This window comes from Thermococcus piezophilus, from assembly GCF_001647085.1.
Classification (GTDB): domain Archaea; phylum Methanobacteriota_B; class Thermococci; order Thermococcales; family Thermococcaceae; genus Thermococcus; species Thermococcus piezophilus.
The window spans coordinates 1538137-1560950 of the sequence record NZ_CP015520.1 but is presented as its reverse complement, the minus strand read 5'-3'; the positions used below and the strand labels follow the sequence as shown (position 1 = coordinate 1560950).

The 22814-nt window shown below is 52.1% G+C and carries 25 protein-coding genes and 1 pseudogene; 18 read left to right on the top strand and 8 right to left on the bottom strand.

The annotated features are described in order from the left end of the window. Positions 1 to 23: 23 nt before the first annotated feature. The gene (locus A7C91_RS08565; RefSeq protein ID WP_068666652.1) at positions 24 to 1952 is read right to left on the bottom strand and encodes an arginine--tRNA ligase; all 1929 of its coding nucleotides are present in this window, start codon (positions 1950 to 1952) and stop codon (positions 24 to 26) included. Positions 1953 to 2022: 70 nt separating this feature from the next. Between A7C91_RS08565 and A7C91_RS08560 the strand changes: the two genes are divergently transcribed. Next, positions 2023 to 2301 carry a lipoate-protein ligase small subunit gene (locus A7C91_RS08560; protein WP_068666650.1) on the top strand — a complete coding sequence of 93 codons (279 nt, stop codon included), beginning with the start codon at positions 2023 to 2025 and terminating at the stop codon, positions 2299 to 2301. A gap of 11 nt (positions 2302 to 2312) precedes the next feature. Next, a complete protein-coding gene (locus tag A7C91_RS08555) occupies positions 2313 to 2888 on the top strand; it encodes a stage II sporulation protein M (RefSeq protein ID WP_234394353.1) in 576 nt (191 codons plus the stop codon). Here A7C91_RS08555 and A7C91_RS08550 read toward each other — a convergent pair. Beyond that, positions 2823 to 3953: a DUF354 domain-containing protein gene (locus tag A7C91_RS08550; protein WP_068666645.1), complete on the bottom strand. Its 1131-nt coding sequence runs from the start codon at positions 3951 to 3953 to the stop codon at positions 2823 to 2825. The genes A7C91_RS08555 and A7C91_RS08550 overlap by 66 nt on opposite strands. Before the next feature lie 285 nt (positions 3954 to 4238). Here A7C91_RS08550 and A7C91_RS08545 point away from each other — a divergent pair, with 285 nt between their 5' ends. Continuing rightward, entirely contained in the window at positions 4239 to 5525 is a 1287-nt protein-coding gene (locus tag A7C91_RS08545; RefSeq protein WP_068666643.1) for a UDP-N-acetyl-D-mannosamine dehydrogenase, read from the top strand. Continuing rightward, positions 5522 to 6655: a non-hydrolyzing UDP-N-acetylglucosamine 2-epimerase gene (wecB, locus tag A7C91_RS08540; protein WP_068666641.1), complete on the top strand. Its 1134-nt coding sequence runs from the start codon at positions 5522 to 5524 to the stop codon at positions 6653 to 6655. The genes A7C91_RS08545 and wecB overlap by 4 nt, the downstream gene beginning before the upstream one ends. Here the strand turns inward: wecB and A7C91_RS08535 are convergent. From A7C91_RS08535 to A7C91_RS08520, 4 genes are all read right to left on the bottom strand, one after another. Further along, positions 6641 to 7015: a hypothetical protein gene (locus tag A7C91_RS08535; RefSeq protein ID WP_199920013.1), complete on the bottom strand. Its 375-nt coding sequence runs from the start codon at positions 7013 to 7015 to the stop codon at positions 6641 to 6643. The genes wecB and A7C91_RS08535 overlap by 15 nt on opposite strands. Beyond that, on the bottom strand, positions 7000 to 7197 hold the full coding sequence (locus A7C91_RS08530; RefSeq protein WP_199920012.1) for a hypothetical protein: 198 nt from the start codon (positions 7195 to 7197) through the stop codon (positions 7000 to 7002). Before A7C91_RS08530 ends, A7C91_RS08535 begins: the two co-directional genes overlap by 16 nt. Positions 7198 to 7389: 192 nt before the next feature. Next, positions 7390 to 7806, bottom strand: a complete 417-nt coding sequence (locus tag A7C91_RS08525) for a hypothetical protein (RefSeq protein ID WP_199920011.1) — start codon at positions 7804 to 7806, stop codon at positions 7390 to 7392. Positions 7807 to 7896: 90 nt separating this feature from the next. Further along, on the bottom strand, positions 7897 to 9156 hold the full coding sequence (locus A7C91_RS08520) for a radical SAM protein (RefSeq protein WP_068666632.1): 1260 nt from the start codon (positions 9154 to 9156) through the stop codon (positions 7897 to 7899). Positions 9157 to 9341: 185 nt separating this feature from the next. On the opposite strand from A7C91_RS08520, the gene A7C91_RS08515 reads away from it, so the two are divergent. The 14 genes from A7C91_RS08515 to nuoI all read left to right on the top strand — a co-directional run bounded on the left by A7C91_RS08515 (position 9342) and on the right by nuoI (position 19812). Continuing rightward, complete coding sequence (locus A7C91_RS08515) at positions 9342 to 9842, top strand: TrpY family transcription regulator (RefSeq protein WP_068666630.1); 501 nt, start codon at positions 9342 to 9344, stop codon at positions 9840 to 9842. A gap of 272 nt (positions 9843 to 10114) precedes the next feature. Beyond that, the gene (locus A7C91_RS08510; protein ID WP_068666628.1) at positions 10115 to 10621 is read left to right on the top strand and encodes a Na+/H+ antiporter subunit E; all 507 of its coding nucleotides are present in this window, start codon (positions 10115 to 10117) and stop codon (positions 10619 to 10621) included. Continuing rightward, the gene (locus A7C91_RS08505; protein ID WP_068666626.1) at positions 10618 to 10872 is read left to right on the top strand and encodes a monovalent cation/H+ antiporter complex subunit F; all 255 of its coding nucleotides are present in this window, start codon (positions 10618 to 10620) and stop codon (positions 10870 to 10872) included. The genes A7C91_RS08510 and A7C91_RS08505 overlap by 4 nt, the downstream gene beginning before the upstream one ends. Then, the gene (gene mnhG / locus A7C91_RS08500; protein WP_068666623.1) at positions 10869 to 11249 is read left to right on the top strand and encodes a monovalent cation/H(+) antiporter subunit G; all 381 of its coding nucleotides are present in this window, start codon (positions 10869 to 10871) and stop codon (positions 11247 to 11249) included. Before A7C91_RS08505 ends, mnhG begins: the two co-directional genes overlap by 4 nt. Beyond that, positions 11246 to 11530: a DUF4040 domain-containing protein gene (locus tag A7C91_RS08495; RefSeq protein ID WP_068666621.1), complete on the top strand. Its 285-nt coding sequence runs from the start codon at positions 11246 to 11248 to the stop codon at positions 11528 to 11530. The genes mnhG and A7C91_RS08495 overlap by 4 nt, the downstream gene beginning before the upstream one ends. Next, positions 11524 to 12234 (top strand): Na(+)/H(+) antiporter subunit B, encoded by a 711-nt coding sequence (locus A7C91_RS08490; RefSeq protein WP_068666619.1) that lies wholly within the window; start codon positions 11524 to 11526, stop codon positions 12232 to 12234. Before A7C91_RS08495 ends, A7C91_RS08490 begins: the two co-directional genes overlap by 7 nt. Further along, positions 12231 to 12575 carry an NADH-quinone oxidoreductase subunit K gene (locus tag A7C91_RS08485; protein WP_068666617.1) on the top strand — a complete coding sequence of 115 codons (345 nt, stop codon included), beginning with the start codon at positions 12231 to 12233 and terminating at the stop codon, positions 12573 to 12575. Before A7C91_RS08490 ends, A7C91_RS08485 begins: the two co-directional genes overlap by 4 nt. After that, entirely contained in the window at positions 12572 to 14059 is a 1488-nt protein-coding gene (locus A7C91_RS08480; RefSeq protein WP_068666615.1) for a proton-conducting transporter transmembrane domain-containing protein, read from the top strand. The genes A7C91_RS08485 and A7C91_RS08480 overlap by 4 nt, the downstream gene beginning before the upstream one ends. Continuing rightward, complete coding sequence (locus tag A7C91_RS08475) at positions 14056 to 15918, top strand: proton-conducting transporter transmembrane domain-containing protein (RefSeq protein ID WP_234394352.1); 1863 nt, start codon at positions 14056 to 14058, stop codon at positions 15916 to 15918. Before A7C91_RS08480 ends, A7C91_RS08475 begins: the two co-directional genes overlap by 4 nt. Before the next feature lie 3 nt (positions 15919 to 15921). Next, positions 15922 to 16851, top strand: a complete 930-nt coding sequence (locus A7C91_RS08470) for a respiratory chain complex I subunit 1 family protein (protein WP_068666613.1) — start codon at positions 15922 to 15924, stop codon at positions 16849 to 16851. A 10-nt stretch (positions 16852 to 16861) separates the two neighbouring features. Then, complete coding sequence (locus tag A7C91_RS08465; RefSeq protein WP_068666612.1) at positions 16862 to 17434, top strand: NuoB/complex I 20 kDa subunit family protein; 573 nt, start codon at positions 16862 to 16864, stop codon at positions 17432 to 17434. Between the two features lie 5 nt (positions 17435 to 17439). Next, a complete protein-coding gene (locus A7C91_RS08460) occupies positions 17440 to 17973 on the top strand; it encodes an NADH-quinone oxidoreductase subunit C (protein ID WP_068667436.1) in 534 nt (177 codons plus the stop codon). 10 nt (positions 17974 to 17983) lie between these two features. Then, positions 17984 to 19159: an NADH-quinone oxidoreductase subunit D gene (locus A7C91_RS08455; RefSeq protein WP_068666611.1), complete on the top strand. Its 1176-nt coding sequence runs from the start codon at positions 17984 to 17986 to the stop codon at positions 19157 to 19159. A 5-nt stretch (positions 19160 to 19164) separates the two neighbouring features. Then, positions 19165 to 19812, top strand: a complete 648-nt coding sequence (gene nuoI, locus A7C91_RS08450) for an NADH-quinone oxidoreductase subunit NuoI (protein ID WP_068666610.1) — start codon at positions 19165 to 19167, stop codon at positions 19810 to 19812. Between the two features lie 316 nt (positions 19813 to 20128). Here the strand turns inward: nuoI and A7C91_RS08445 are convergent, their stop codons facing one another. Together A7C91_RS08445 and A7C91_RS08440 are read right to left on the bottom strand one after the other, a co-directional pair. Further along, entirely contained in the window at positions 20129 to 21430 is a 1302-nt protein-coding gene (locus tag A7C91_RS08445) for a uracil-xanthine permease family protein (protein WP_068666609.1), read from the bottom strand. Between the two features lie 79 nt (positions 21431 to 21509). Continuing rightward, positions 21510 to 22795 (bottom strand): annotated as a pseudogene (locus tag A7C91_RS08440) (leucine/methionine racemase). Positions 22796 to 22814: the final 19 nt, after the last annotated feature.

Genomic DNA, 22814 nt, shown 5'->3' with positions numbered 1-22814 from the left:
AAGAGGGGGTATTTTAGCTTTTTTCACATCTTCTCGGGAGCTTCTATGCCGAGCAGCGCGAGTGCGTTTCTGAGCACTCCTTTCGTGGCCAGCACGAGGAGCAGGCGCTCTTCCCTTACCCCATCCTCGGCCTTGAGAACTGGATGATCCATGTAAAACCTGTTGAAGAGCGAGGCCAATTCATTGGCAAACCAGGGGATGAGGTGAGGCTTGATGTCCCTTCCAGCCTGCTCGACAATCTCCGGGAACTTTGCAAGGAGCTTTATCAGTTCCTTTTCCCTGCGGGTGAGCTTTGAGAAGTCTGCCTTCTCGATCAGGTCCTTCCAGTCTGTGGAGATTCCCGAGCTTTCTGCCTTCCTCAGTATTGAGGCACAGCGTGCGTGAGCGTACTGCACGTAGGGGGCGCTCTCTCCCTCGAAGTTGAGTACGTCCTCCCAGCGGAAGGTGATTATCTTGTCCGGGCTATACTTGATAAGGTTAAAGCGAACTGCACCAACACCAACGGCTTCCGCTATTTTCTCCTTCTCCTCCTCGCTTAAGTTGGGGTTCTTCTCCTCGACGAGCTCCTTTGCCCTCTTAACCGCCTCGTTGAGAACCTCATCAACGGTGAAGCCAACCCAGGTCCCTTTCCTTCCGCTAAACTTGCCCTCTGGCCTCACAACATGCTCGTAAGCGAGGTGGTGGAAGTTCTCAGCCGAGTCCTCAAAGCCGAGGAGCCGGAGGGCGTACTTTATGGCCATCTGCGGGTGCTTCTGTTCGATGCCGATGACGTTAATGACTATATCAGCTTTACCAAACTTCCCAGGCATCTTCTCGCCGTCGGAAGCCGTCGTCCAGGTCCTGTGGTCTTCCAGTCTGTCCCACGGTTTGTAAAGCATGTCTGAGCTGACCTTGCCAAACTTCCAGAGGTGATAGGCTATGTCCTTGCCGGTGTAAGTTGCCGTTCCATCGCTTCTCTTAAGGACGAGGAAGGGGTTCTTCATGTCAGGGAAGAGCTTCCTGAGGTCCATCACGAAGGCTCCTTTGTACTTACCTTTCTTAGCCCAGAAGAAGTTGGGATTGCTCTCGATGAGGCTGTAGGCCTCTTCAAAAATGCCGCTCCTCATTATGTCGCTCTCCCAGCTGAGGAGGTCGTAGATGATGTTCATCCTGTAGGTCGTCATCATCTGGGCCTTAACGACCCTTTCGGCAAGCTTCCTTCCGATTTTGGCTATCTCGTTGTCGCCCTCTTCAAGCTTCTTCATAAGTTCGCGGACTTCTTTATCCACCTCAGGATTCCCCTCTATGCGATTGTTAACTTCGACGTAGAGGAGGCCCATAACGTGGTCTATAACGTCTTCCTTGACTCCTTTCTCCCTAAGCTCGGCCTCGAGCCGTTCAAACTCTTCTTTCAGGTTGAGATATCCCCAGAGAACCTGGGCGAACTGGACGCCAAGGTCATCGATGTAGTTCTGAACCTCAACGTTGTAACCTATGGCCCTCATGATTCTCGCCATAGTATCACCGAGAACTGCATTCCTCGCGTGACCCATGTGGAGCGGTTTGGTTGGGTTGACGGAGGTGTGCTCTACGATGACTTTCTTTCCCTTTCCGAGCTTGCTCTCGCCGTAGCGCTCGCCCATGCTAAGAATCTCGTTGATCAAGTTCCTCCCAAAGCGCTCGTAGTCGAGGAAAAAGTTGACATACCCATTTACGGCCTCGACTTTAGCTATCTCTTCAGGGAGCTTCCTGTCTATGCGCTTCACGATTTCCTCAGCTATGAGCTTGGGGGCCTTCCTGAAGACGCGCGCCAGCTGAAATGAAACAGTTGTGGCAAAGTCGCCGAACTCTACGCTTGGGGTTTCGTCAAACGTAGTCTCGCCTTCCCACTCCTTCCCGCTCTCCTTGAGCATCTTCTCGAGTTCTTCCATTAAGATGAGCTTGGCTTTCTCCTTAACCTCCGTGTATCCCATTACTATCACCGCAACCACTTCGACCCAACCTTTAAAAAGTTCTCCGCGGAGTTTACTCCTGGGGATGGGTATGAAACACCATGTCGGCGAGCACAAGGCCAGAAAGGGCCTGATAAGGGTTGAGATTGATGAGGAAAACGGAATCGCGGAGAACGTGAAGATTACGGGGGACTTCTTCATCCACCCAGAGGAAACCATAGGCGAGCTTGAAAAGGAGCTCAAAGGGCACAAACTGGAGGAGCTTGAGCACGTTATAGACGAGTTCTTCGCGATGAGGATGGACATAGAGATGCCCTACGTGAACGTTGAGGACTTCAAGATAGCCATCAAAAACGCCCTTAAGGATTGAGGGTGATGCCTTTGACCCTCAAACTGGGAAAGAAATCTTCGCGCCGTATTTTTATCATGCTTCTCTCCGTTTTTCTGGGACTGGCGTTCATAGGATACGTCTTCGCTGTAGGCAATCCCAACGCGGCTGTGAACATAACCCAAAAAATCGGGGAGGAGATAGGACCCGTTTCGGACTCAGATTTCAAGAACTTCGTCATGATATTCACCAACAACTCCATGGTTGTGGCCTTCATGGTGCTCTCCGGCTTACTCTTTGGTCTCGGCCCATGGTTCATAATGGCCTTCAACGGCTTTATCGTTGGTGTTGTAGTGAGGGCAGTCCAGCTCACGGGAAACATTTCAGCGACGCAGATACTCCTCGGGCTGATACCCCACGGAATCGTCGAAATTCCAGCGCTCGCCATTGCCGGAACGGCTGGAATAATGTGGTATCAGGAAATAGTCCACGGAGAAGGTGAAATAGGAAGGAGATTTAAAATAGGTGCTTTAAAGGCGCTTAAGCTTTTTGGAATCTCAGTACTACTTCTCATCGTTGCGGCGTTCATCGAGGCCTATGTAACCCCTAGCATCGCTGGCATTGGTTGATTCCCCAATTTTTATCGTCTTGAATGTTCCAAGCTCTTCGTAGGTCTCTATCTCCCTTAGGATAACGTCCATCGGGTTTTCAAAGCCGCTAACAATGCTCCTTATGTAGGCCCTGTAACTGCCGTTGAGCTCCATCATGCGCTCAGCCATTCTTGCCACTTCCACCGGATCAGTTGAGTGGAACTTAAGCCCCTTCTCCACGAGCCACTTTGTGACGGCCAAGAGCCTGCCGGGATATGTGGATATTGTGGGAGTTCCTAGGGCGATAGCTTCCCTGTTCATCGTTCCGCCAGCGCCTATCATGAGCTTGGCATAATAAAGAAGGCTAAGGCTGTCAACGGCATGTCCTGGAATTATAACGTTGGAAAATCTTTCGAACCTTTTTCTCTGGCTCTCGGTCCTCGGGAAGAGAACTATCGGGACTTCTGGCAGGAGGGGAATCAGGCCCTCGAGAATGCTCTTTTCAGAATCTCCGTTGAAGTAGTTGGCCTTTATCGGCTCCGTGCGCATCACGATGTAGCCGTTTTTCTTTAAACCCAGCTCCTTAAGGACTTTTTTATCGGGAATAAAGCCGTAGAGATGTGCAAGTTCTGAAAAGCCTTTCACAGGGCGCATGTCGTTTGGATCTGCACCGCACCTGAGCAGCTCGTAGGCGTCTATGGCCATGGGGTAAATCAAGAGGCTCGTGTATGGCAGGATGAGCTTGTTCTGAGCCACGGCAGTCTCGTTGTCAACGAAGCCGATGGAGGGTATCCTAAGTCCGAACGCAACCCGTGGTGCCTCTGCGGAATGTTTGTATAGGGCCAGATCGGGCTTTTCCTCGATTATAAGCTTGGAGAGTTTGTACATTCTCTCTACGCTCATGAGAAGCTTGCCCTCGAGAGTAGAACCCCCATGGCGACCAATGATGTAGTAATCGAATCCAAACATGTCAAGGATATCCGTCAGCCCGTCAAACTCCCTGGTTGTTATAAGAACCTCGTGCCCAGATTTCTCCAGCTCCCAGATTACACCCTTGAAAAAGTGAACGTGAGGAGCATTGGTAATGTCTATCCATATCTTCATCCCACCCACCTATCTATTGGACATTCCTGTTCAATTATAAGGCTTTCCCAAAAACGGTTGTGGGGCCTTCTTTTTGAAGTTTTTGTATGGTGTTTTGAGCCAAAAAAACGTTTAAAACGCTTTCTTTCGATGAAATTGAAGTTGTGAAAAACCTAGAACGGACCAAAAGATGGTGAGAGGTCAAAAATACTACAGACGTCCTGCATAGGGCCGAAATCCGGCCAGAAATCGTTTTTTGGAAAAGACTTTTATTCCCAAGAGTACCACCGTCGATAGGTGAGAGAAATGCGAGAAAAGATAGAGAATCGAACCGCCGAACTCGCCGTGATAGGGCTAGGATACATAGGACTCCCAACTGCCATAATGCTAGCCAACGCTGGTTTCAGGGTAACAGGGCTAGAGATTCGGGAGGACGTTGTTGAAAAAATAAACTCCGGTCACGCCCATATAATTGAGCCTGAAATCGACGAGCTTCTACAGAGTGCCCTCAAAAATGGCAACCTGAGGGCGACCTCAAATACTGAGGATATAAAGGAGAAGGATGTTTACATAATCTGCGTCCAGACCCCGCTCAAGGATGACAAAACTCCCAATCTGAGCTATCTCGAGAGCGCGGTGAGAACTGTAGCTGGGGCCATGAAAAAAGGCTCACTCGTCATAATAGAGAGCACCGTTCCTCCTCTAACAACAGCCAAGATGGCCACACTGATAGAGGAGCTAACCGGTCTAAAAGCTGGTGAGGACTTCTACATGGTTCACGCCCCAGAGAGAGTAATGCCGGGCAGAATTTTCAAAGAGCTGGTGTACAATTCAAGGATCTTTGGGGGCATAACTCCCGAGAGTGCCGAGCTTGCAGAACTCCTCTACCGCTCCTTCGTAAAGGGACAGACGTTCAAAACGAGCTCAACCGTTAGTGAAGTCGTTAAGCTTATGGAGAACACGTTCAGAGACGTCAACATCGCCCTAGCCAACGAGTTCGCCTTCCTTGCCTACCAGTATGGGATAAACGTCTTCGAGGCAATAGAGCTTGCGAACACCCATCCAAGGGTCAGAATCCACATCCCCGGCATAGGTGTCGGCGGCCACTGCCTGCCCAAAGACCCACATTTACTCATCTGGCCAGCCGAGGAGGACTTCGGCTTGATAAGGTTAGCAAGGGAGATAAACGACAGCATGCCTCTCTTCACGAAGGACTTGCTCTTCAAAGCCTTCAGAGAGATAAACCTACCCCCAGAAGAGACCGTTGTAACTATCTTAGGGCTCGCCTACAAAGGAAACTCAGACGACACAAGAAACTCCCCGGCATCTGCCCTCATAGAGGCTATACGGGAGGACGTTGGGGAGGTAAGAACATACGACCCCTACGTGGGCGGAACGCACGAGAGCCTCGAAGCCGCCGTCAGTGGTGCCGACGCCATCGTAATAGCCACCGATCACACGTCCTTCAAAGCCATAAACTGGGAGGAGCTTGGAAAGATCATGCGGAATAAGATCCTCATCGATGGCCGGCACGTGGTCAAGGAACCCCCCAAGGGATTCATCTTTAAGGGCATCGGGAGGGGAGAGTATTGAAGCCAGCCTTCGTCTTCGGAACCAGGCCGGAGATAATCAAGCTCGCTCCCGTTATCAGGGCGTTTGAAGAGATGGGCATCGAACCTCTACTGGTTCACACCGGTCAGCACTACGACTACGAGATGAGCAGTGTATTCCTCGAGGAGTTAGAGCTCAGGAAGATAGACTACCACCTTGAAGTTGGTTCTGGAACGCAGGCCGAACAGACGGGAACGGCAATGATTAAGATCGAGAAGGTTCTGATGAAAGAAAAGCCCGACGTCACGCTCGTTCAAGGCGATACAAACACAGCCCTCGCCGGTGCACTGGCAAGCGTCAAGCTGAAAATCCCCGTTGCCCACGTTGAAGCTGGATTGAGGAGCTTCGACAGAACAATGCCGGAGGAGGTAAACAGAATTTTAGCGGATCACGCAAGTGAGGTTCTCTTTGCCCCGACGGAAGAGGCAAGGGAAAACCTCGAGCGTGAGGGCATAACCGAGAACGTTTACGTCGTGGGCAACACCGTTGTTGACGCAGTCCTCCAGAACGCCAAGATAGCCGAGAGGAAGAGCGATATTTTGGAGAGGCTTGGCCTCAAAAGCAGGGAATACATCCTCATCACAGCCCACAGAGCTGAGAACACGGACAGCAAGGAGAATCTGAGAAGGCTCTTGGAAATCCTTGAGGCGCTGCCGATTAAGGCTGTCTATCCCATGCATCCCAGAACGAGGAAGAGGCTCGAGAGTTTTGGCCTATGGGGACGTGTTGAGGCGATAGAGAACCTTATTGTCACGAAGCCGCTTGGATATCTCGACTTCTTAAAGCTCCAGAGGAACGCGAAAATAGTTATGACAGACTCTGGCGGGATTCAGGAGGAGAGCATAATCCTGAACGTGCCCTGCCTGACCCTCCGCTACAACACCGAGAGACCGGAAACTGTGAAAGCCGGCGGCAACGTCCTCGTTGGCCTCGAGAAGGAGAGAGCCCTGAGCTCCCTCGAGAGACTTCTGAACGATGAGGAGTTCTACAAGAAGATGGCAAATGCCCCAAATCCCTTCGGCAATGGAAAATCAGGACAGAGAATAGCCGAAATTCTGCTTGAGCTTTACAAAAAAGGAGAGCTAAGGGTCAGAAACTCAAGGTTTATTTAGCGTTTCAGCCCATCTCCCAACCGCTTTTGCAACTTCCTTTGAGAGCAGCGCCCAGCAGTCCTCCCCACTCAGTGCACCGGTTCGAACGGTCAGCACGTCCCAGTAAACAACGGCGGTTGAGGTGTTTCCGCCCATCAGGTCGTTTCTGAGCATGGCTGTGTTGTACAGTTCCCTGGCAAAGGGTTCCAGCCGTTGGAGTTCATCAGAACTTCCCCGAAACTTTATCTCAGTCGCTCTAAAGCTGAGGACGTCGCCATTGGAGTTCATGTAGAGCAGAACGCTCGCGAAGCATTTTTGATACACAATGTAGCTGCCCTGCCTGTAAAAGGGAATTAAAATAATAATTACTGGAGAATCCACCTCGTTGGGTGAACGAATGCCAAGGGAATTTCAACTGAGCTTTCAAGGTTCGTAAAGGTCACGTTGAGGCCCCTCTCCTGAAGGGTTAATGATATCGAGTTCTTCAGGGTTTTCTCAAGGTTACAGGTGTCCACGTCGCCGAACAGTGAGGGACACACAACGCTGAGGGGCATACTGACCACGACGGTTCCGTTGGAAACTTTCCCGATACGAATCCCTCTTCGCGAGGTATCCCTTGTATACTTTCAGATTCTTCCACTAGGAAATTCCAACGGTGCCCCCCAACAGGTTCTCAACGAGATATCTCTTGGAGTTCTCTAAAAGTCTCTCAGCGAATATCTCTGGGTCTCTGGTATGATCAAGGTAGTATATTGTTAGAAGGCTTTGTATATCACCGATGGAGGAGTAATAGACCACGACGTCGATCCGATAGGTTTTTGATAACAGGCCAGACTCTTTCCCTTTGAACGCACGTATACCGCAATCACCCTACCTCTAAACTGGAACTGGAATTTCGTCAGCTCATCCCTCTCCGAAGGCATCGAAACGACAACGGGCTTTAGTCCATATTTCCCGACAGTCTCCCCAAGCATGTTCGTCAGCTCGGTGTACAGCGGATCACCGGCCATCACGACGATATAGACCGTATCTGGGTTGACATGTATTTCTGTGGCGTTTAAAGTACTGTTAATGAGTATCGGGTCGTTAGAGAACACCTCTTTCCCTGAATAATCTGCAATAAGGGTGTTTTGGGATGCAATGAGCAGTGTGGGTATAGTGAGCACGAGCACGATAGAAACTATCATTAGTGTCTTCTCATAACTACCCGCAAAGGTAGGGCATGGAAAATAAATTTAAATAACTTTATGAAAAAAGAGGACTCAAACTGGCGTCCCTATGTAAATCCCGTGCCTCGTCCTGACTATCCTTACCTTTATCCTGTCACCGACCTCAGCATCCGTGCTGATAACCTCGATAAGCCTGTTTCTGGCCTTAGCCAGCATCTCGCCCTGGATTCTGCCTGGCAGAACAACCTCAGCCTTTACAATCTCCCCGGGCCTGAAGGCAAGGGGGATGAACTCACGCTTCTCCATGCCAAAGTGGTGAGGCTTCAGGACGAGGGGCTTCATTCCAGTTTTCATCTCCAGCTCGCGGAGCCACTCGTAGAACTTCTTAAACGGAACGAGCTTGGTTATAGTTGGATTCCTGCCGAACTTATATGGTATGTAGTTCTGGAAGCCAAGGGCGGGCCATCTCTTACCAGCTCCAATCATCCTCGCGAACTCAATAAAGGCCTCTGCCTCGTTGTCGTTGATGCCAAAGATTATGACCGGGGCGAGGAGGACGTCGATGCCCGCATTCACCAAAGCCTCGGCCATGTCCAGGACGTGCTGGAGGTCGTAGTCCTTCCGCCCCATAAGCATCTTGGCCTTCTCCGGGTCTAAGGAATGGAGTGAGAGGTTCACCCTATCGAGACCTGCCTCGGCAAGTTCTTCCACGAGTTTATCATTCAGCAGAGTCCCGTTGCTCTGCATCGAGATTACCCTAACATTCGGGTGCTCCCTTAGGGCCTGAACTAGCTCCACGCTAAAAGGATAGAGAAGTGGCTCTCCTTGGCCGTCGATGTGAGCTTCTAAGCCCTTACCCTTGATTCTGGCTACATAGTCAAACCATTTCATCAGATAGTCAACGTCCACCACGTAGTCGAGCTTCCTCGTCCTAGAGTAGGGCCCCTCATCAACGGAGCAGAAGATGCAGCTCATGTTGCAGCCGCTGACTCCCCTTACCTGAATAAGGTTTGTGCCCCTGTCTATTAAACCAAAGGCGTTATAGCCAAGGAGGGGAACGTCCATCCCCTCGTGAACGTAGAGGACTTTTCTCTTGGTGTAGCGGTTCCTGAGGAGTGCACCGAGGTTGTTCTGGATGTATATCACGATGTACTTCTCTATTTCGGGATAATCAGTATCAATGATGAGCGCCCCGTCTCTCACGCTTATGTCCGGGAAAACCCTATACTTTCGCCCCAGAACCCTCTTGAGTTCATCTTTTTCGAAGTCAGCGTAGAGCGTCCTCCTCCAGATTAACCTCACACTCTCACCGAGGTCTTCAAAGATAGTATGTGGGAGCCTCACCTCAATCATAGTCTCGAGTTCCCAAACTCTTTTAAAAATCCGCCGATGGATAAAAAATCCGGCCAGGAATGAAGCTTTAAGGCCATTCTGCCAAATTTTTTAAAGGGAGACCCTTTGCCATCATGCGGGCATGGAAACATTTTAATATTATTGAATTAAACAGTCTAATGATGGACTACTGTGGGGGAGTGCACATGTGGGGAAAGATTGAGCATTACTTTGATGAATATCCCGTCAGAAAGCAGATTGCCAAGACCCTTCTCAAGTACGGCCTTCGTGTGTCGGACGACATGAAGATTAAAGCCGGGGACATCGAGGTTCCCTACACAAAGATAGCCAAGGCCCTCGACGTCGACAGGCGTGTTGTGAAAGAGACTGTCGGGATGATACTCAAGATACCCGAGCTGAAGGAGATTTACACCAACCTAGAGCCCACGGTTCACATGAAGTACGTCGGAAGGCACGTCGGCTACGGCGTTATCGAAATCGAACCCGAGCCAAGGGCCATAGGAATACTTGCCAAGATAGCCCAGAAGATAGCCGAGAGAGACATCAACATCGTTCAGGTGGTTGCCGAAGATCCGGAGCTCTACCCAGAGGCAACACTCACGATAATCACCGAGAAACCCATCCCTGGTGACCTGATAAACGAGCTCTCCAAGCTTGAGGGAGTCAAGAGGATTTCGATTTATTGAATCTTCTCTCTTACTAATTTGTTGGCTGAAGTTTTCTTCAACTTTCCCAACTTTTGGTAAACAAATTTTGGAAATTCGTGGCTTCTATAAAGTCATGCGCCCTGAGGGACTTTTCTTTGCACCATAGAACAAATCTGCTGTCCCCATTTTAACCAAAAGTTCTGAACCTTTGTTCTTCGCAGATAAGGTTTATAAATAATTGTTTAAAACTAAAAAGTAGCTGCATTTATCTCTGTTCGGAACACGTCCATCAACCACTGGAGGGTTGCTGAATGGGAGAAGCAAGCAGGATAAGCCGCTATCTGTATACGGTTATCGTGTTGTTTGCAATATGGCTGTTTCTAACGGCCAGTTTAGACCCACAAGAACTCGGATTCGGCCTGCTACTGTCTCTAATCGTTGGGGCCTTCACTTACGAGATATTCACAACCAATGGCCTCGCAAACCTGCATCCAAAGAGAATCGCCTACGCAATAGCCTACATACCCTACTTCCTCTGGGCCATGATCATGGCCAACCTCGACGTGGCCTACCGGGTTCTTCACCCAAAGAGGCCCATAAACCCGGGAATCGTTGAGTGCAGAACCGTTCTCAAGAGCGACGTTGGAAAGCTCAGCCTTGCGAACTCAATAACCCTTACGCCGGGAACCATCACCCTCGACGTAAAGGGCGACAGGTACTTTATTCACTGGATAGACGTTAAGGACGACTCGATTGAAGGCGCTTCTAAGAACATAACCGAGCCCTTTGAAAAGTTCCTGAAGGTGATCTTCGGATGATAGGGATTAACATATACCTCACCCTTATAACCATAGCAACGCTCCTGAGCATGTACAGGGTCTTCAGAGGGCCCACGACCGTCGATAGGCTCGTTGCAGTGGACATCATGACTACCATAACCACCGGACTCATGGTGCTCTTCGCGCTCTACTACAAGAGGATGATATTCCTCGACGTTGCCCTCGTGTATGCGATCCTCGCCTTTGGAGGAGTCATAGCCTTCGCGCGCTACCTGGAGGGAGGAGTATGAGCGCCCTTACAATAATCGGCGAAGTTCTCGTCCTGTTGGGGACGTTCTTTTACTTCCTGTCGGCGTTGGGCCTAATCAGGATGCCAGACGTCTACAACAGGATGCAGACCTCAACCAAGAGCGCCACCCTCGGCTCCCTTGGTGTCTTCGTCGGCGTTGGAATATGGGCCCTTGGAACCGACTACGGAAGCATTGCATGGCTCACCAAGACGGTAGTGATAGCGGTCTTCCTGCTGCTCACCAACCCAATAAGCGCCCACGCGCTCATAAGGGCAGCGTACAAGAGCGGAATCCCGCTGTGGGAGGGTAGCGTCGTTGATAAGTACAAAGAACACCTCGAAGCTGAGGCAAAGACGGAGGAGGGTGGTGAGGAATGAACCTCGCATATTACATCCCCCACTTAATAGTTGCAATTATGGTAGTCTCCGCAATCCTAGCAGTTGAGTGGAAGGACCTACTAGCTGCGGTCGTCGGAATGGCAGCGGTTAGTCTGTTCGCCTCACTGCTGTTCTTCTTCCTGCAGGCGCCAGACGTTGCCATGACCGAGGCTGCCATAGGTGCAGCGCTGAGCGGTGCAATCTTCATATTCGCAATTAAGAGAACCCAGAGGTATGAGACCGAGGATGAAGAAAAGCCCGGGTGGTGGGTGAGATGGTAGTCAAGCGGGCCTTGGCAATAATTACCCTCCTAGTCATCGGTTACTGGCTGGCCGTTGGGCTGTCTCAGGTTCCCTTCGGCGAGGACAAGATGCTCATCGGCCAGTACTACCTCAACAACGTGAAGGATCAGACTGGAGCGGTCAATGCCGTTACCGCGGTAGTTGTCAACTACCGTGGCTTCGATACCCTCGGTGAAGTCACCGTCCTGTTCATAGCCTCAACCGGTGTCGGTGCCCTGCTCTGGAAGAGAAAGAGGAAGAGAACCGCCAAGACAGAGGGAAGCATCGTCCTCACAACAGGTACGAGGCTGCTCTTCCCATTCGTGATGCTCTTCGGTGCCTACATCTTCATCCACGGACACCTCACCCCGGGCGGAGGATTCCCGGGCGGAGCAACGGTGGCTACTGCCTTCCTGCTGCTCTACCTGGCCTACACCGCCTACGAGATACCGCACAGGGGCTTTGAGGTTACAGAAGGACTGGCCGGCATGGGCTACGTTACCGTTGGTCTCATCGGCCTCGCGATAGGCGGCTACTTCCTCTTCGACTGGATATGGCAGACCTGGCAGTTTGGAACCGACAACATCGGCAGGCTCCTCAGCGGCGGCTTCATACCGATAATCTACACCATAATCGGCATCAAGGTCGGAACCGAACTCAGCGGAATCATTGACAACATGGTCAAAGAGGAGGTGAGCGAATGATAAGCGTCTACTACTTTGGAGCCATAGCGCTTATCCTGATAGGCCTCTACGCCATACTCATCAAGAGGAACCTGCTCAAAATCCTCGTTGGGCTAAGCATAATGGAAACCGGCGTCAACCTGCTCCTCATCAGCATTGGCTACGTGAGCGGTAAGAGCGCCCCGATACTGAGCGAAGGAATAGGTCCGAGCCAGGCAGTTGACCCGATTCCGCAGGCATTGGTTCTCACGGCTATAGTTATTGGAGTTGCTACCACCGCCATGGCTCTTAGCGTTGCCATACTGATTTACGAAAAGTACGGAACCCTTAACGTTGAAGAGATAAGGAGGTTGAGAGGATGAACGAGCAGTACGCTGCTCTGCTCATAGCGTTACCCCTCATCAGCGCGTTCTTCGTCCCCGTGTTTAAGGGAATTGGAAAGAACGCCGTCAGGTACTTCCTCCTCCTCGTCACGGCCCTCCAGACTGGAATAGCGGCGTGGGTTTTTAAGGAGGTCTACACCACAGGTCAGCCCATTATAGTCATCGCCGGCGGCTGGAAGCCACCCGTGGGAATAAACCTCTACATCGGTCACTTTGCGGCACTTTTCGTGCTCATAATAGCGGTCGTCAGCCTCGTCATGGCAGTCTTCAGCATCAGCGCCGTTAAAACTGAGCCAATAGACAAATACGCCATGCTATTCCTCCTGCTGATGCTCGGTGCCACTGGAATGATAGCGACCGGTGACATCTTCAACCTCTTCGTCTTCATGGAGATAACTGCAATAAGCGCCTACGCACTTACCGCCTACAACAAGACCGGCGAAGCGGCCGAGGCTTCAATGAAGTACATCATCCTCGGTGGAATCGGTTCAAGCTTCTTCCTCATCGGTGTCGCTTTAATCTACGGCTCCCTTGGAACCCTCAACATGGCTCAGATAGCCCAGCTCGCTGCGACTATGAACCCGACCGTTGCCCAAGTCGGCCTCGCGCTGATAATCTTCGGCTTGGCCGTTGAGGCAGAGATATTTCCGCTCAACACCTGGGCACCCGACGCCTATCAGGCAGCACCGCACCCAATCACCGTCATGTTCTCAGCCTTCGTCGTCAAGGCTGCCCTCTACGCGATGGCGAGGCTAATCTATCTCATGAGCGACGTCGGAAGCTGGAACTCCGTGCTCAGGATGCTCATAATAATGGCCACCCTCACCGTCGTCGTTGCCGAGCTTGCCGCGCTCAGGCAGAAGAACGTCAAGAGGATGATATCCTACTCGAGCATTGCTCAGGTCGGCTTAATAGCCCTTGCATTTGCCCTCGGAACTCAGGCCGGCGTTGATGCAGGAGTGTTTCACATGATCAACCACGCGGTAGTCAAGGCCCTCCTGTTCCTCGCCGTCGGCTACGTGGCGATAACTATCGGCGGTGCAGAGATGGAGAACTTTAAGGGGCTTGGAAAGAAGATGCCGTGGACGGCCTTCGCAATTTCAATCGGTGCCATAGCCACGGTCGGAATACCGCTCTTCAACGTCTTCTGGAGCAAGGTCAGAATAATCCTGGCCACCATAGACGTCGGCTACACCTGGGCGGCCGTGCTCGTTCTTTCAGCGAGCGTCGTGGAGGCAGTCTATTACTTCAGGCTACTTCACGTGATATGGTTCGAAGGAGAAGGAGAAAAGATCAACGAGAGCTTTGTCATCGGCCTCATGATGCTCTTCCTCGCGGCCCTTGTGGTGGCAATAGGCGTCTATCCAGACTACGTCTGGGAGCTCGCCAGGAAGGCTGGAGAGGACATCTTCAACGTGACACAGTACGTTAAGAACGTTCCACTGATGGGGGTGGGAGCATGATTAACGAACTTTTCATAATCATTTTCGCGCCGCTCGTTGCGGGAGTCATCGCCTGGGCGCTCGACATAAAGGGAATCAGAGAGCTGCTCGGCGTCGCTGGAGCTGCGGTTCCATTGGCTTACCTCATCAAGCTATACCCAACCATCGAGTCAGATGGAATGGTAAACTACACCCTCAACTTTGCAGGGTTCAGCTTTGAGTTTATGCTTACCCACCTGAGCTGGGTATTCGCCATGATAGCCGGCGTCGTCGGACTGGCTGCGGTCCTCGGCATTGTCTCAACGGCCAAGAAGGGCTATGAGTGGCTCTTCGCTCTCATGAGCCTCACGGGAGTCTACGGAGTATTCATAGCCTACGACCTGCTGGGCTTCTTCATCTTCTGGGAAATCATGACCTTCGGAAGCTTCATGATGGTGCTCAAGTACAACAAAGCGGCATCACTCAAATACTTCGTGCTCAGCGTCATCGGAGCCTACGCAATGCTCATAGCGATAAGTATAATATACGCCAAAGTAGGCTCCTTCAGCTTTATAGAAGTTTACAGAGCTTTCTCACAGGACGCAGCACTAGCGACTGTCGGCTCATCTCCCCTCTTCAGTAGAGGTGAAATTGCATTAATCTTCGGTCTCTTCCTGGTCGCCTTCGGCGTTAAAGCCGGGATGTTCCCGCTTCACGTCTGGGCACCCGATGCCTACAGCGAGACCAACCAGAGCTACACCGCGATGTTCAGCGGCGTCCTCAGCAAGACAGGCGTTTACGGATTTATCCTCATCTACATGCTCATAGGCTACCGCCTGCTCTACGAATTCGGAACGATTAGAACCGTCCCCAAGTTCGGCTACATCATAGCATTCCTCGGCGGTCTAACCATTATCGTCGGCGGCATCCTCGCGGCGCTCCAGGAGGACATCAGAAAGCTCTTCGCCTACTCCAGTATAAGCCAGCTCGGCTACATCCTCGTGGGCATAGGCGTTGGGACGGCATTGAGCATTGAAGCCTCCATCTACCACGCCATCAGCCACGCCCTCTTCAAGGGACTGTTCTTCCTCATAGTGGCCACCATAATCTACCGCACCGGAAAGACGGAGTTCAAGGACATGGGCGGCCTGGCAGAGAAGATGCCAGTAACATTTGCGATGGCCTTCGTAGCAATACTCAGCCTCGCAGGAATTCCGCCGATGGTCGGCTTCGCCAGCAAGTGGCTAATCTTCGAGTCGGTCATAAGCCAGAACATGCCAATACTCGGTGCGATGGTGTTCTTTGGAAGCGCCGTAGGTTTCGTTTACCTCATCAGATTCACCTACGCAGTCTGGTTCGGTCAGAGGCCAACCGACCTTGACGACACCAAGGACGCTCCATTGCCACTCGCCATAGGCATGGGCATACTTGCGGTGCTCAATGTCGTCTTCGGTGTCGCTCCAGGTCTTGTGGCCCAAGAGCTGAACAAAATATTCGGCAGAGAGGTCATCGGTGGAACTATCTGGGAGCTGAACCTCGGCTTCGGTAAGTACAACGGCCTCCTCCTCACCGTCTGGTTCGTGGTCGGCATGCTCATCGCGGCCATAGTCTACTTCATGGGTGCCAAGGTCAGAAAGGTTCCGATAACTGACACATATCAGTCAGGAAACCCAGTAACGATGGAGTACAACCTCACCATCAGGAGGAACTTCTTCCTTCCGCTCAAGGAGGCCCTGTCCTTCTGGCTCAGGATGAGCTTCGACAGGTTCTACAAGGACGTTGGAAAGACCGTTGAGGACTTCGCCGAGACCATGAGGAACTACGTCTACAACGGAAACGTCCAGAACTACGCCTGGTATCTCGTCATAATCCTGCTAATCCTCGCGATGTGGGGGGTGTGAAAAATGATCGAGGTAGCGCTGAAGGCTTTATTCATCCTAATTTATGCGACCTTCGTCGGGTTCATGTTCATGGGAATAATCAGGAAAGTGAGCGCAAGGATACACAGAAGAGTAGGACCGCCAATCTATCAGCCCATACTTGACACCATTAAGTTCTTCGGCAAGAAGGAGAACATTACCCACGGATTAATCTACGACTTCGGCATCATCTACGCCCTTGGAGCCACAATACTGGCTTTGTTCTTCATCCCGCTGGGAAGCGTCAGCATACTCAGGGCCTACGGTGACCTCATCCTCATCACCTTCCTCCTCGAGATACCTATGCTGGGGATAATGTTCGCTGCAATGAGCTCAGGGAACCCCTATGCAGGAATAGGTGCCCAGAGGGCCCTGCTTACTATGCTCGCCATTCAGGTGCCTCTCGGCTTCGCAATAATAGCCCTCGCAGAGTTTTACGGAACCTTCAGTACCTACGAGATAGTCATGGCCCAGCAGATCAGCGGATGGAGTATAATACACCTGCCGCTCCTCTTAGCCGCCATAGCCTACGACATCGTCCTTCAGGCAATGTTCGGCAAGGAGCCCTTCGACATCATGATTGCACCAGGTGAAATCTCCCTCGGTCCGATGGTCGAGTTCGGCGGAAAACACATGGGAATACTCCAAATACAGCACGCCATAGGCCTCTTCGCAGAGACGCTGTTCTTCAGCAACATATTCCTTGGTGGAGCAGTTATTACTGCCTTTGCAAGCCCGATACTGAACACCATCGCCAGCCTTGCAATACTCCTCGTCAAGCAGATAGCGGTGCTTCTCATAGCGGTATTCGTCAGCACGATATTCCCGAGGTTCACGATTGACCAGGCGGCCAAGTTCTACTGGAAGTGGCCGACCATCATAGCCGCACTCGGAGCGATACTTGCAAGCCTGTGAGGTGATGAAAATGGTGGACTGGAGACTCTTTGAACCTCTCTTTAATTATGCGAGAAAGAAGAGCCTTTGGATTGTGTCGTTCTGTACCGGATGCGGCGGTATAGAGATGCCGCCCCTCATGACGTCAAGGTATGACCTAGAGCGATTCGGCATGATGCCAGACCCGAGCCCAAGGCAGTACGACCTCTTTCTCATCACGGGCTACGTTACGCCGAAGACCCTCAAGAGAATCATAATCACCTACGAGATGGCACCTGATCCAAAGTACGTCCTGGCCCACGGCTCCTGCCCGCTCAACGGTGGAATCTACTGGGACGCCTACAACGCCATCAAGCACCTCGACAAGTACATCCCGGTCGATGTCGTCATAGCCGGATGTATGCCGAGGCCAGAGGCAGTCATGGATGGAATCCAGAAGATAATGGAGATGATTGAGAACGGAACAGCAGACGGATGGAAGAGGTACAAGGAGAACTATGAGTGGTACAAGAAGAACCAGGACGAACTCTTCGGCGAAGGATGGCGTGAGAGGGAAGCCAGGAGGTGGATCCCATGGCTGATGGACAAGAAAAAGGAGGAGTGAACGAGATGGGGGAAGTCAAGTGGGAGAGAGAGCAGATGCTCGTTGACAAAATCCTTGAAAAAGCCCCCTACGCCGAGGGCAAGGTGCGGCGCGAACGGAGGATTGAGTTCAGCATTCCGGCAGACAGGATAAGGGACTTCCTCATGCTTCTCAAGGAGAACGACTTCGAGCTCATGCTCCAGATAACGACCGTCGACTGGCCCAACGACGGCGAGCTTGAGCTCATCTATCAGATGTGGAGCGTGACCCACAGAACCCACGCCATGGTCAGAACACGGATTCCGAGGGATCTCGATAAGGCAAGGATACCAACCGTCAAGGACATCTACCCTGTGGCTGAGACTTATGAGAGGGACTCCCACGACTTCTTTGGAGTCTACTTCGAGGGCAACGAGAAGATGGAGATGCCGTGGATCCTCGACGACACCGAGCAGGGGCTCTTCCCGCACAGAAAAGACTTCGACATGCTGACCTACGTGAAGAAGAAGTACAAACTGCTCGACAGGTTCGATGAGGATAAGGACAACTACGTGATTTGAGGTGAGAGTTATGGTTTCGCAGAATGAGCTCATTCGGGAAGCGAGAGAAAACGGGATGGACCTGTTCCCGCTCGATAAGGACACTTACGAGTTGTTCTTCGGTCCACAGCACATGGCCACTGAGAACTTCAGCATAATCCTCAAGATGGATGGCCACAGGGTTGTGAAGGCCATAGCCAACCCCGGCTTCCTCCACAGGGGCTTTGAGAAGCTTGCCGAGTACAGGCCGTGGCACACGAACATAGCGCTCCTCCTTAGAATCTGTGTTCCAGAGCCAGACGTCCCAGAGGCAATATACTCAATGGCCGTTGATGAGATAATCGGCTGGGAGGTTCCAGAGAGGGCCCAGTGGATTAGAACAACTGTCCTCGAAATGGCGAGGGTTTCCGCATATCTGTTCTGGATAATGGGTCTCAGCTTTAAGCTCGGTGTCTACACTGCCGGCCAGTGGGCTGCTGCCTACAGGGAGAGGCTGATGGCCCTCTTCGAGCAGCTGACCGGTGCCAGGGTCTACCACATATACACCATCCCCGGCGGTGTCAGGAGGGACATCCCGGGCGACAAGTGGCTCCGCCAGCTCAAAGACACCGTCGAGTACATCAGGAGCAAGTTACCAGACTTCGACAACCTCGTCTTCGAGAACTACGTCGCCCACAGGAGGCTTGAGGGAATTGGAGTGATGGACAAGAAGTTCGCCCTCGCCGAAGGCGTCACTGGACCAAACCTCAGAGCCACCGGCGTTCCCTACGACGTGAGGATGGCAGATCCATACCTGCTTTATCCAGAGCTCGACTTCGAGGTCCCCGTCCTGAAGGAGGGCGATGCCCTCGCGAGGGCTTTGATAAGGCGCTTCGAGCTCGAGCAAGATCTCTACATCCTCGACCAGCTCCTCGAGATGGGGCCGCCGAGCGGACCGTACAAGGTTGAAGACCCCAGGCTCAAGAACCTCCCGAGGTTCAAGGTTCCGGCAGGAGATGCGTTCGCCCACGTGGAATCAACGAAGGGCGACTTTGGTGCCTACGTCGTCAGCGATGGAAAGCACAAGCCGTACCGAGTGCAGATAAGGGGTCCAAGTATAGCCCACGGAGTCAGGATTCTCGAGCAGCTCTTGGTTGGAGCAAGAATAGCCGACGTCCCCGTGATATTGATGAGCCTTGACAACTGTCCACCAGACATCGACAGGTGATGAAGATGGAGGTTGATTTTAAGGTCGCCCCAGAGGAGAAAATCAGGAAGAAGCCATCATTCATCAAGCCCTGGATGGGCCTCAAGTACCTCTTCAAGAAGCCCGTTACCATCAAGATACCCTACGAGAGGGTACAGATAGCTAAGGACTACAGGGGGTTCCACACCCTCGACTGGAAGAAGTGTGTCGGCTGTAACTTCTGCGGCCAGATATGTCCGGCGAGGGCAATAGAGATGACCTGGATAGAAGTGGATGGCAAGATGGAGAAAAGGCCACATCCAAAGATAGACTACGGCAGGTGTACCTTCTGTGAGTTCTGTGTCGACGTCTGTCCAACTGGAGCGCTGGACTTCATCGAGAACTATATCCTCACCACCGAGTGGAAGGACGAGGAGCTGGAGCTCTTTGACTGGGTTCCAATCCATCCAGACAAGTTCAGGGAGATAAGCGAGAAGTTCCCCGACTACAGGTTCCCGGTGGAGAAGATAAAGTTCAACAATGAAACGAAGGAGGTCACCTACTACCTGAGAGACGGAGAGGTCATGAAGTTCAAGATACTCGGCTACGGCATCAGGCCGCCGAAGCCACCGACAAAGCCTGCTCAGAAGGTAGCCGCAAAACCAGCTGAAAAGACCGAGGAAAAGAAGGAGTGAGAGCCTTTCCCTTTTTCCTTCCCAATCGTGGACTTTTTTTAGATCATTAGGTATTATTCTTTATGGTGGACTCTCCTGGGGATAAATGTCCGGAGTGAAAAGAACCCAAAGACGCTGCCAACTGGGTATGGTGGGGGGCTTTAACCTCCATAGTCCTCATCGGCTTTTTTTGCTCCTGATCGCCCAGATATACATAATCATCGGCTTCAGCAAGATGCCCGAAGAAATAGGTGAGGAACCTGCACCGAGCGCCGAAGAGGTCATCACGTGGTGAGGGTTTCCTTCCCCAATCTTTTTTTGAAAAAATAATAGAGGCTTAGAGGAGCCTGTCAAGGATTATTGCCGTCAACGCTCCAACGGCCATGCCTGACTCAAGTATGTTGGCTATAACCTTCGGAAAGTGCGCCAAGAACTCAGCAGGAAGCTGGGGTGCACCGAGGCCCGCTATAAGTGCGGCTGCCAGTATGAGGGTGTTCCTGTCGTTGAGCTCCACTTTTTCGGTTATCAATCTAAGCCCAGTGACACTTATCATGCCGTAGAGCGCCAGTGTGAGGCCGCCGAGCACTGGAGCGGGCATGGAGGCCAAGACTCCTGCGAACTTGGGAATCAGCGATAGGAGTATCAGTATAGCTGCCCCCACCTGCACAACGTGCCTGCTCGCCACTTTGGTGAGCGCCACAAGTCCGATATTCTCCGAGTAGCTCGTTGTTCCGCAGGCACCCAAAAAGCCGGCTATCGAGCAGGCTAGCCCTTCGCTGCCTATACCGCGGGCTATGTGCTTCTCCGTTATCTCCGAGCCGGTAACGGTCGCTATGGCATGGTAGTCGCCGACGCTCTCGATTATGCTCACCATGAAGGCGAAGAGCAGGATGACGATTACCGTCGTGTCAAAGATAGGCTCATCCCAGGGAAGAATCTTGGGCAGACTGAACGCCGGAAGGCTCTTCGCAAGGTCGAAGTTGGCTAAGCCGAGCGGGATGCTGGCGGCGTAGCCAACGAGCGCACCTATCACCACTGGCATGGCCCTGAGGCTTCCCTTCACCTTCAGCGCGACGAACACCGTGGTGAGGAAGGTAACCCCCGCGACGATGACGGAGCTTACAATAGTGCTCCCGCTTGGGTCGGCGTAGAAGTTGAAGAAGTTCTTGACGGCAACGTCCGCCAGGCTGAAGCCTATGAGCATTATTGTAACTCCTGTGACGAGAGGTGTGAAGAGTTTTCTGACCTTGCCGATTATACCGAGCCAGCCTATAGTCGCTTCAATCAAGCCCCCCACGATAAGTGCACCCTGTATGGCAGCCATGCCATTAGTTGAGCCTATCGCTATCAACCCTGGGATGAAGGCGAAGCTCGAACCCTGGACTATCGGGTAGCGCGAGCCTATCGTCGTCTGCAGAAGTGTCGCGATGCCCATGGCCAGAAGAACCGCCTGTATCATGAGGGCAACCTGGTCGCCGCTGAGACCTATTGCACCGCCCACGACCAGCGGGACAGTGACAGTTGCTCCAAACATCGCCAGAACATGCTGAAGACCAAAAACCAAAGCCTTCAAAGGCTCAACCCTGTCATCAATTCCAAACTTCAAAGCACCTTTCTTTTCAAACTCCGCAGCCTCCATTGAAGCCCGCTCGAGCTGTGTCAGAATTTGTTTAAAAAGTTTTCGGAAAAGCGCAAGATTAACAAAAATTTGTCAAAGTTTACCAGCCCTGCATCTTTGATAGCACGTTGTCGGAGACCTTACCGTTCTCAACATTCTGCTATAGCCTGTTCCAGCCTGTTAAGACCATCCTCCAAAAGCTCCTCCTCTATCGTTAGCGGCGGCTGGATTCTCAGCACATTGCCCTGAAGGAACGCGAGGATGAGTCCGAGCTCGTAGGCACGCCAGACGACCTTCTTCGCCTCATCGTAGGCCCTCTCCTTTGTCTCCCTGTCTTTCACGAGATCAACCCCAAGCATCAGACCGAGACCGCGGACATCTCCGATTAGCTCGTGCTCTTCCTTCATTTTCTCGAGCCGCCTTTAGGTGTACTCTCCAAGCTTTTCCACCCTCTTGAGGAGTTCTTTTTCCTCTATCTCCTCGATGACTGCCAAAGCAGCCCTGCTCGTCACGGAATTGTCGCTCAGCGTGAAGGTGTGGCCGAGAGGTAGCAGGGAGTCCATTATCTCGGCCCTACCTATTATCGCGCTTATGGGCAGTCCGCCACCGAGGGGCTTAGCGAGGTTATTATATCCGGCGTAATGCCGAAATGCTCTATCGCGAACCACTTTCCAGTCCTACCCAGTCCGCTCTGCATCTCGTCCACCACGAGGAGAATGCCGTGCTCATCGAGGATGCGCTTGATTTTTTTGAAGTAGCCCTCTGGCGGCACTACCATCCCGGCGTCGCCTTGTATGGGCTCGGCAAAGAGTGCAGCCGTTCCCTCTGCGTAAACCTCTCCCTCAAACTTCTCTTTCAGATACTCAACACACTCCATGTGGCAGGTCCTCGGCTCCTTGCCAAGGGACAGCGGTAGCAGTGTGGGTAAGGAATGTAGTGAACTTCACTTAGCTCTCCTGCGATGGAGCGGACCTCAAGTTCCAAACCGATGACACTCATCGCCCCATAATAGCTCCTTAGGTAGCTGAGGATGTAACGTCTCCCAGTGTAGGCCCTCGCGAACTTTATTGCCCCATCTTTGGCATCGCTTCCGCTGAGACCAAAGGAGATTTTAGGATTCTCTATGGGGGAAATCTCGGCGAGCTTTTCTGCCAAGAGCAGGGGCTCGACTGGAAAGCCGTAGATGAAGGTGAAATGAATCAGCCTATCGGCCTGCTCTTTAACGGCATTCACGACGCGCGGGTTGTTGTGGCCGACGTTCTGGACAGCAGCGTTGCTCAGGAAGTCTATGTATTCCCTCCCCTCGATGTCCCACACTTTGGCGTTTTCAGCCCTCACTCCGACTATAGGGGCATAGGTAACGCGCGCTGCCTTGGGAAATACCATTGAATACCTCCTGATTATT

Excerpts from the sequence above, each read along its gene's own strand:
- A7C91_RS08565 (WP_068666652.1), bottom strand. The coding sequence starts at position 1,952 with ATGGGATACACGGAGGTTAAGGAGAAAGCCAAGCTCATCTTAATGGAA.
- A7C91_RS08560 (WP_068666650.1), top strand. The coding sequence starts at position 2,023 with ATGAAACACCATGTCGGCGAGCACAAGGCCAGAAAGGGCCTGATAAGG.
- A7C91_RS08550 (WP_068666645.1), bottom strand. The coding sequence starts at position 3,953 with ATGAAGATATGGATAGACATTACCAATGCTCCTCACGTTCACTTTTTC.
- A7C91_RS08545 (WP_068666643.1), top strand. The coding sequence starts at position 4,239 with ATGCGAGAAAAGATAGAGAATCGAACCGCCGAACTCGCCGTGATAGGG.
- A7C91_RS08520 (WP_068666632.1), bottom strand. The coding sequence starts at position 9,156 with ATGATTGAGGTGAGGCTCCCACATACTATCTTTGAAGACCTCGGTGAG.
- A7C91_RS08515 (WP_068666630.1), top strand. The coding sequence starts at position 9,342 with ATGTGGGGAAAGATTGAGCATTACTTTGATGAATATCCCGTCAGAAAG.
- A7C91_RS08510 (WP_068666628.1), top strand. The coding sequence starts at position 10,115 with ATGGGAGAAGCAAGCAGGATAAGCCGCTATCTGTATACGGTTATCGTG.
- A7C91_RS08505 (WP_068666626.1), top strand. The coding sequence starts at position 10,618 with ATGATAGGGATTAACATATACCTCACCCTTATAACCATAGCAACGCTC.
- mnhG (WP_068666623.1), top strand. The coding sequence starts at position 10,869 with ATGAGCGCCCTTACAATAATCGGCGAAGTTCTCGTCCTGTTGGGGACG.
- A7C91_RS08495 (WP_068666621.1), top strand. The coding sequence starts at position 11,246 with ATGAACCTCGCATATTACATCCCCCACTTAATAGTTGCAATTATGGTA.
- A7C91_RS08490 (WP_068666619.1), top strand. The coding sequence starts at position 11,524 with ATGGTAGTCAAGCGGGCCTTGGCAATAATTACCCTCCTAGTCATCGGT.
- A7C91_RS08485 (WP_068666617.1), top strand. The coding sequence starts at position 12,231 with ATGATAAGCGTCTACTACTTTGGAGCCATAGCGCTTATCCTGATAGGC.
- A7C91_RS08480 (WP_068666615.1), top strand. The coding sequence starts at position 12,572 with ATGAACGAGCAGTACGCTGCTCTGCTCATAGCGTTACCCCTCATCAGC.
- A7C91_RS08475 (WP_234394352.1), top strand. The coding sequence starts at position 14,056 with ATGATTAACGAACTTTTCATAATCATTTTCGCGCCGCTCGTTGCGGGA.
- A7C91_RS08470 (WP_068666613.1), top strand. The coding sequence starts at position 15,922 with ATGATCGAGGTAGCGCTGAAGGCTTTATTCATCCTAATTTATGCGACC.
- A7C91_RS08465 (WP_068666612.1), top strand. The coding sequence starts at position 16,862 with ATGGTGGACTGGAGACTCTTTGAACCTCTCTTTAATTATGCGAGAAAG.
- A7C91_RS08460 (WP_068667436.1), top strand. The coding sequence starts at position 17,440 with ATGGGGGAAGTCAAGTGGGAGAGAGAGCAGATGCTCGTTGACAAAATC.
- A7C91_RS08455 (WP_068666611.1), top strand. The coding sequence starts at position 17,984 with ATGGTTTCGCAGAATGAGCTCATTCGGGAAGCGAGAGAAAACGGGATG.
- nuoI (WP_068666610.1), top strand. The coding sequence starts at position 19,165 with ATGGAGGTTGATTTTAAGGTCGCCCCAGAGGAGAAAATCAGGAAGAAG.
- A7C91_RS08445 (WP_068666609.1), bottom strand. The coding sequence starts at position 21,430 with ATGGAGGCTGCGGAGTTTGAAAAGAAAGGTGCTTTGAAGTTTGGAATT.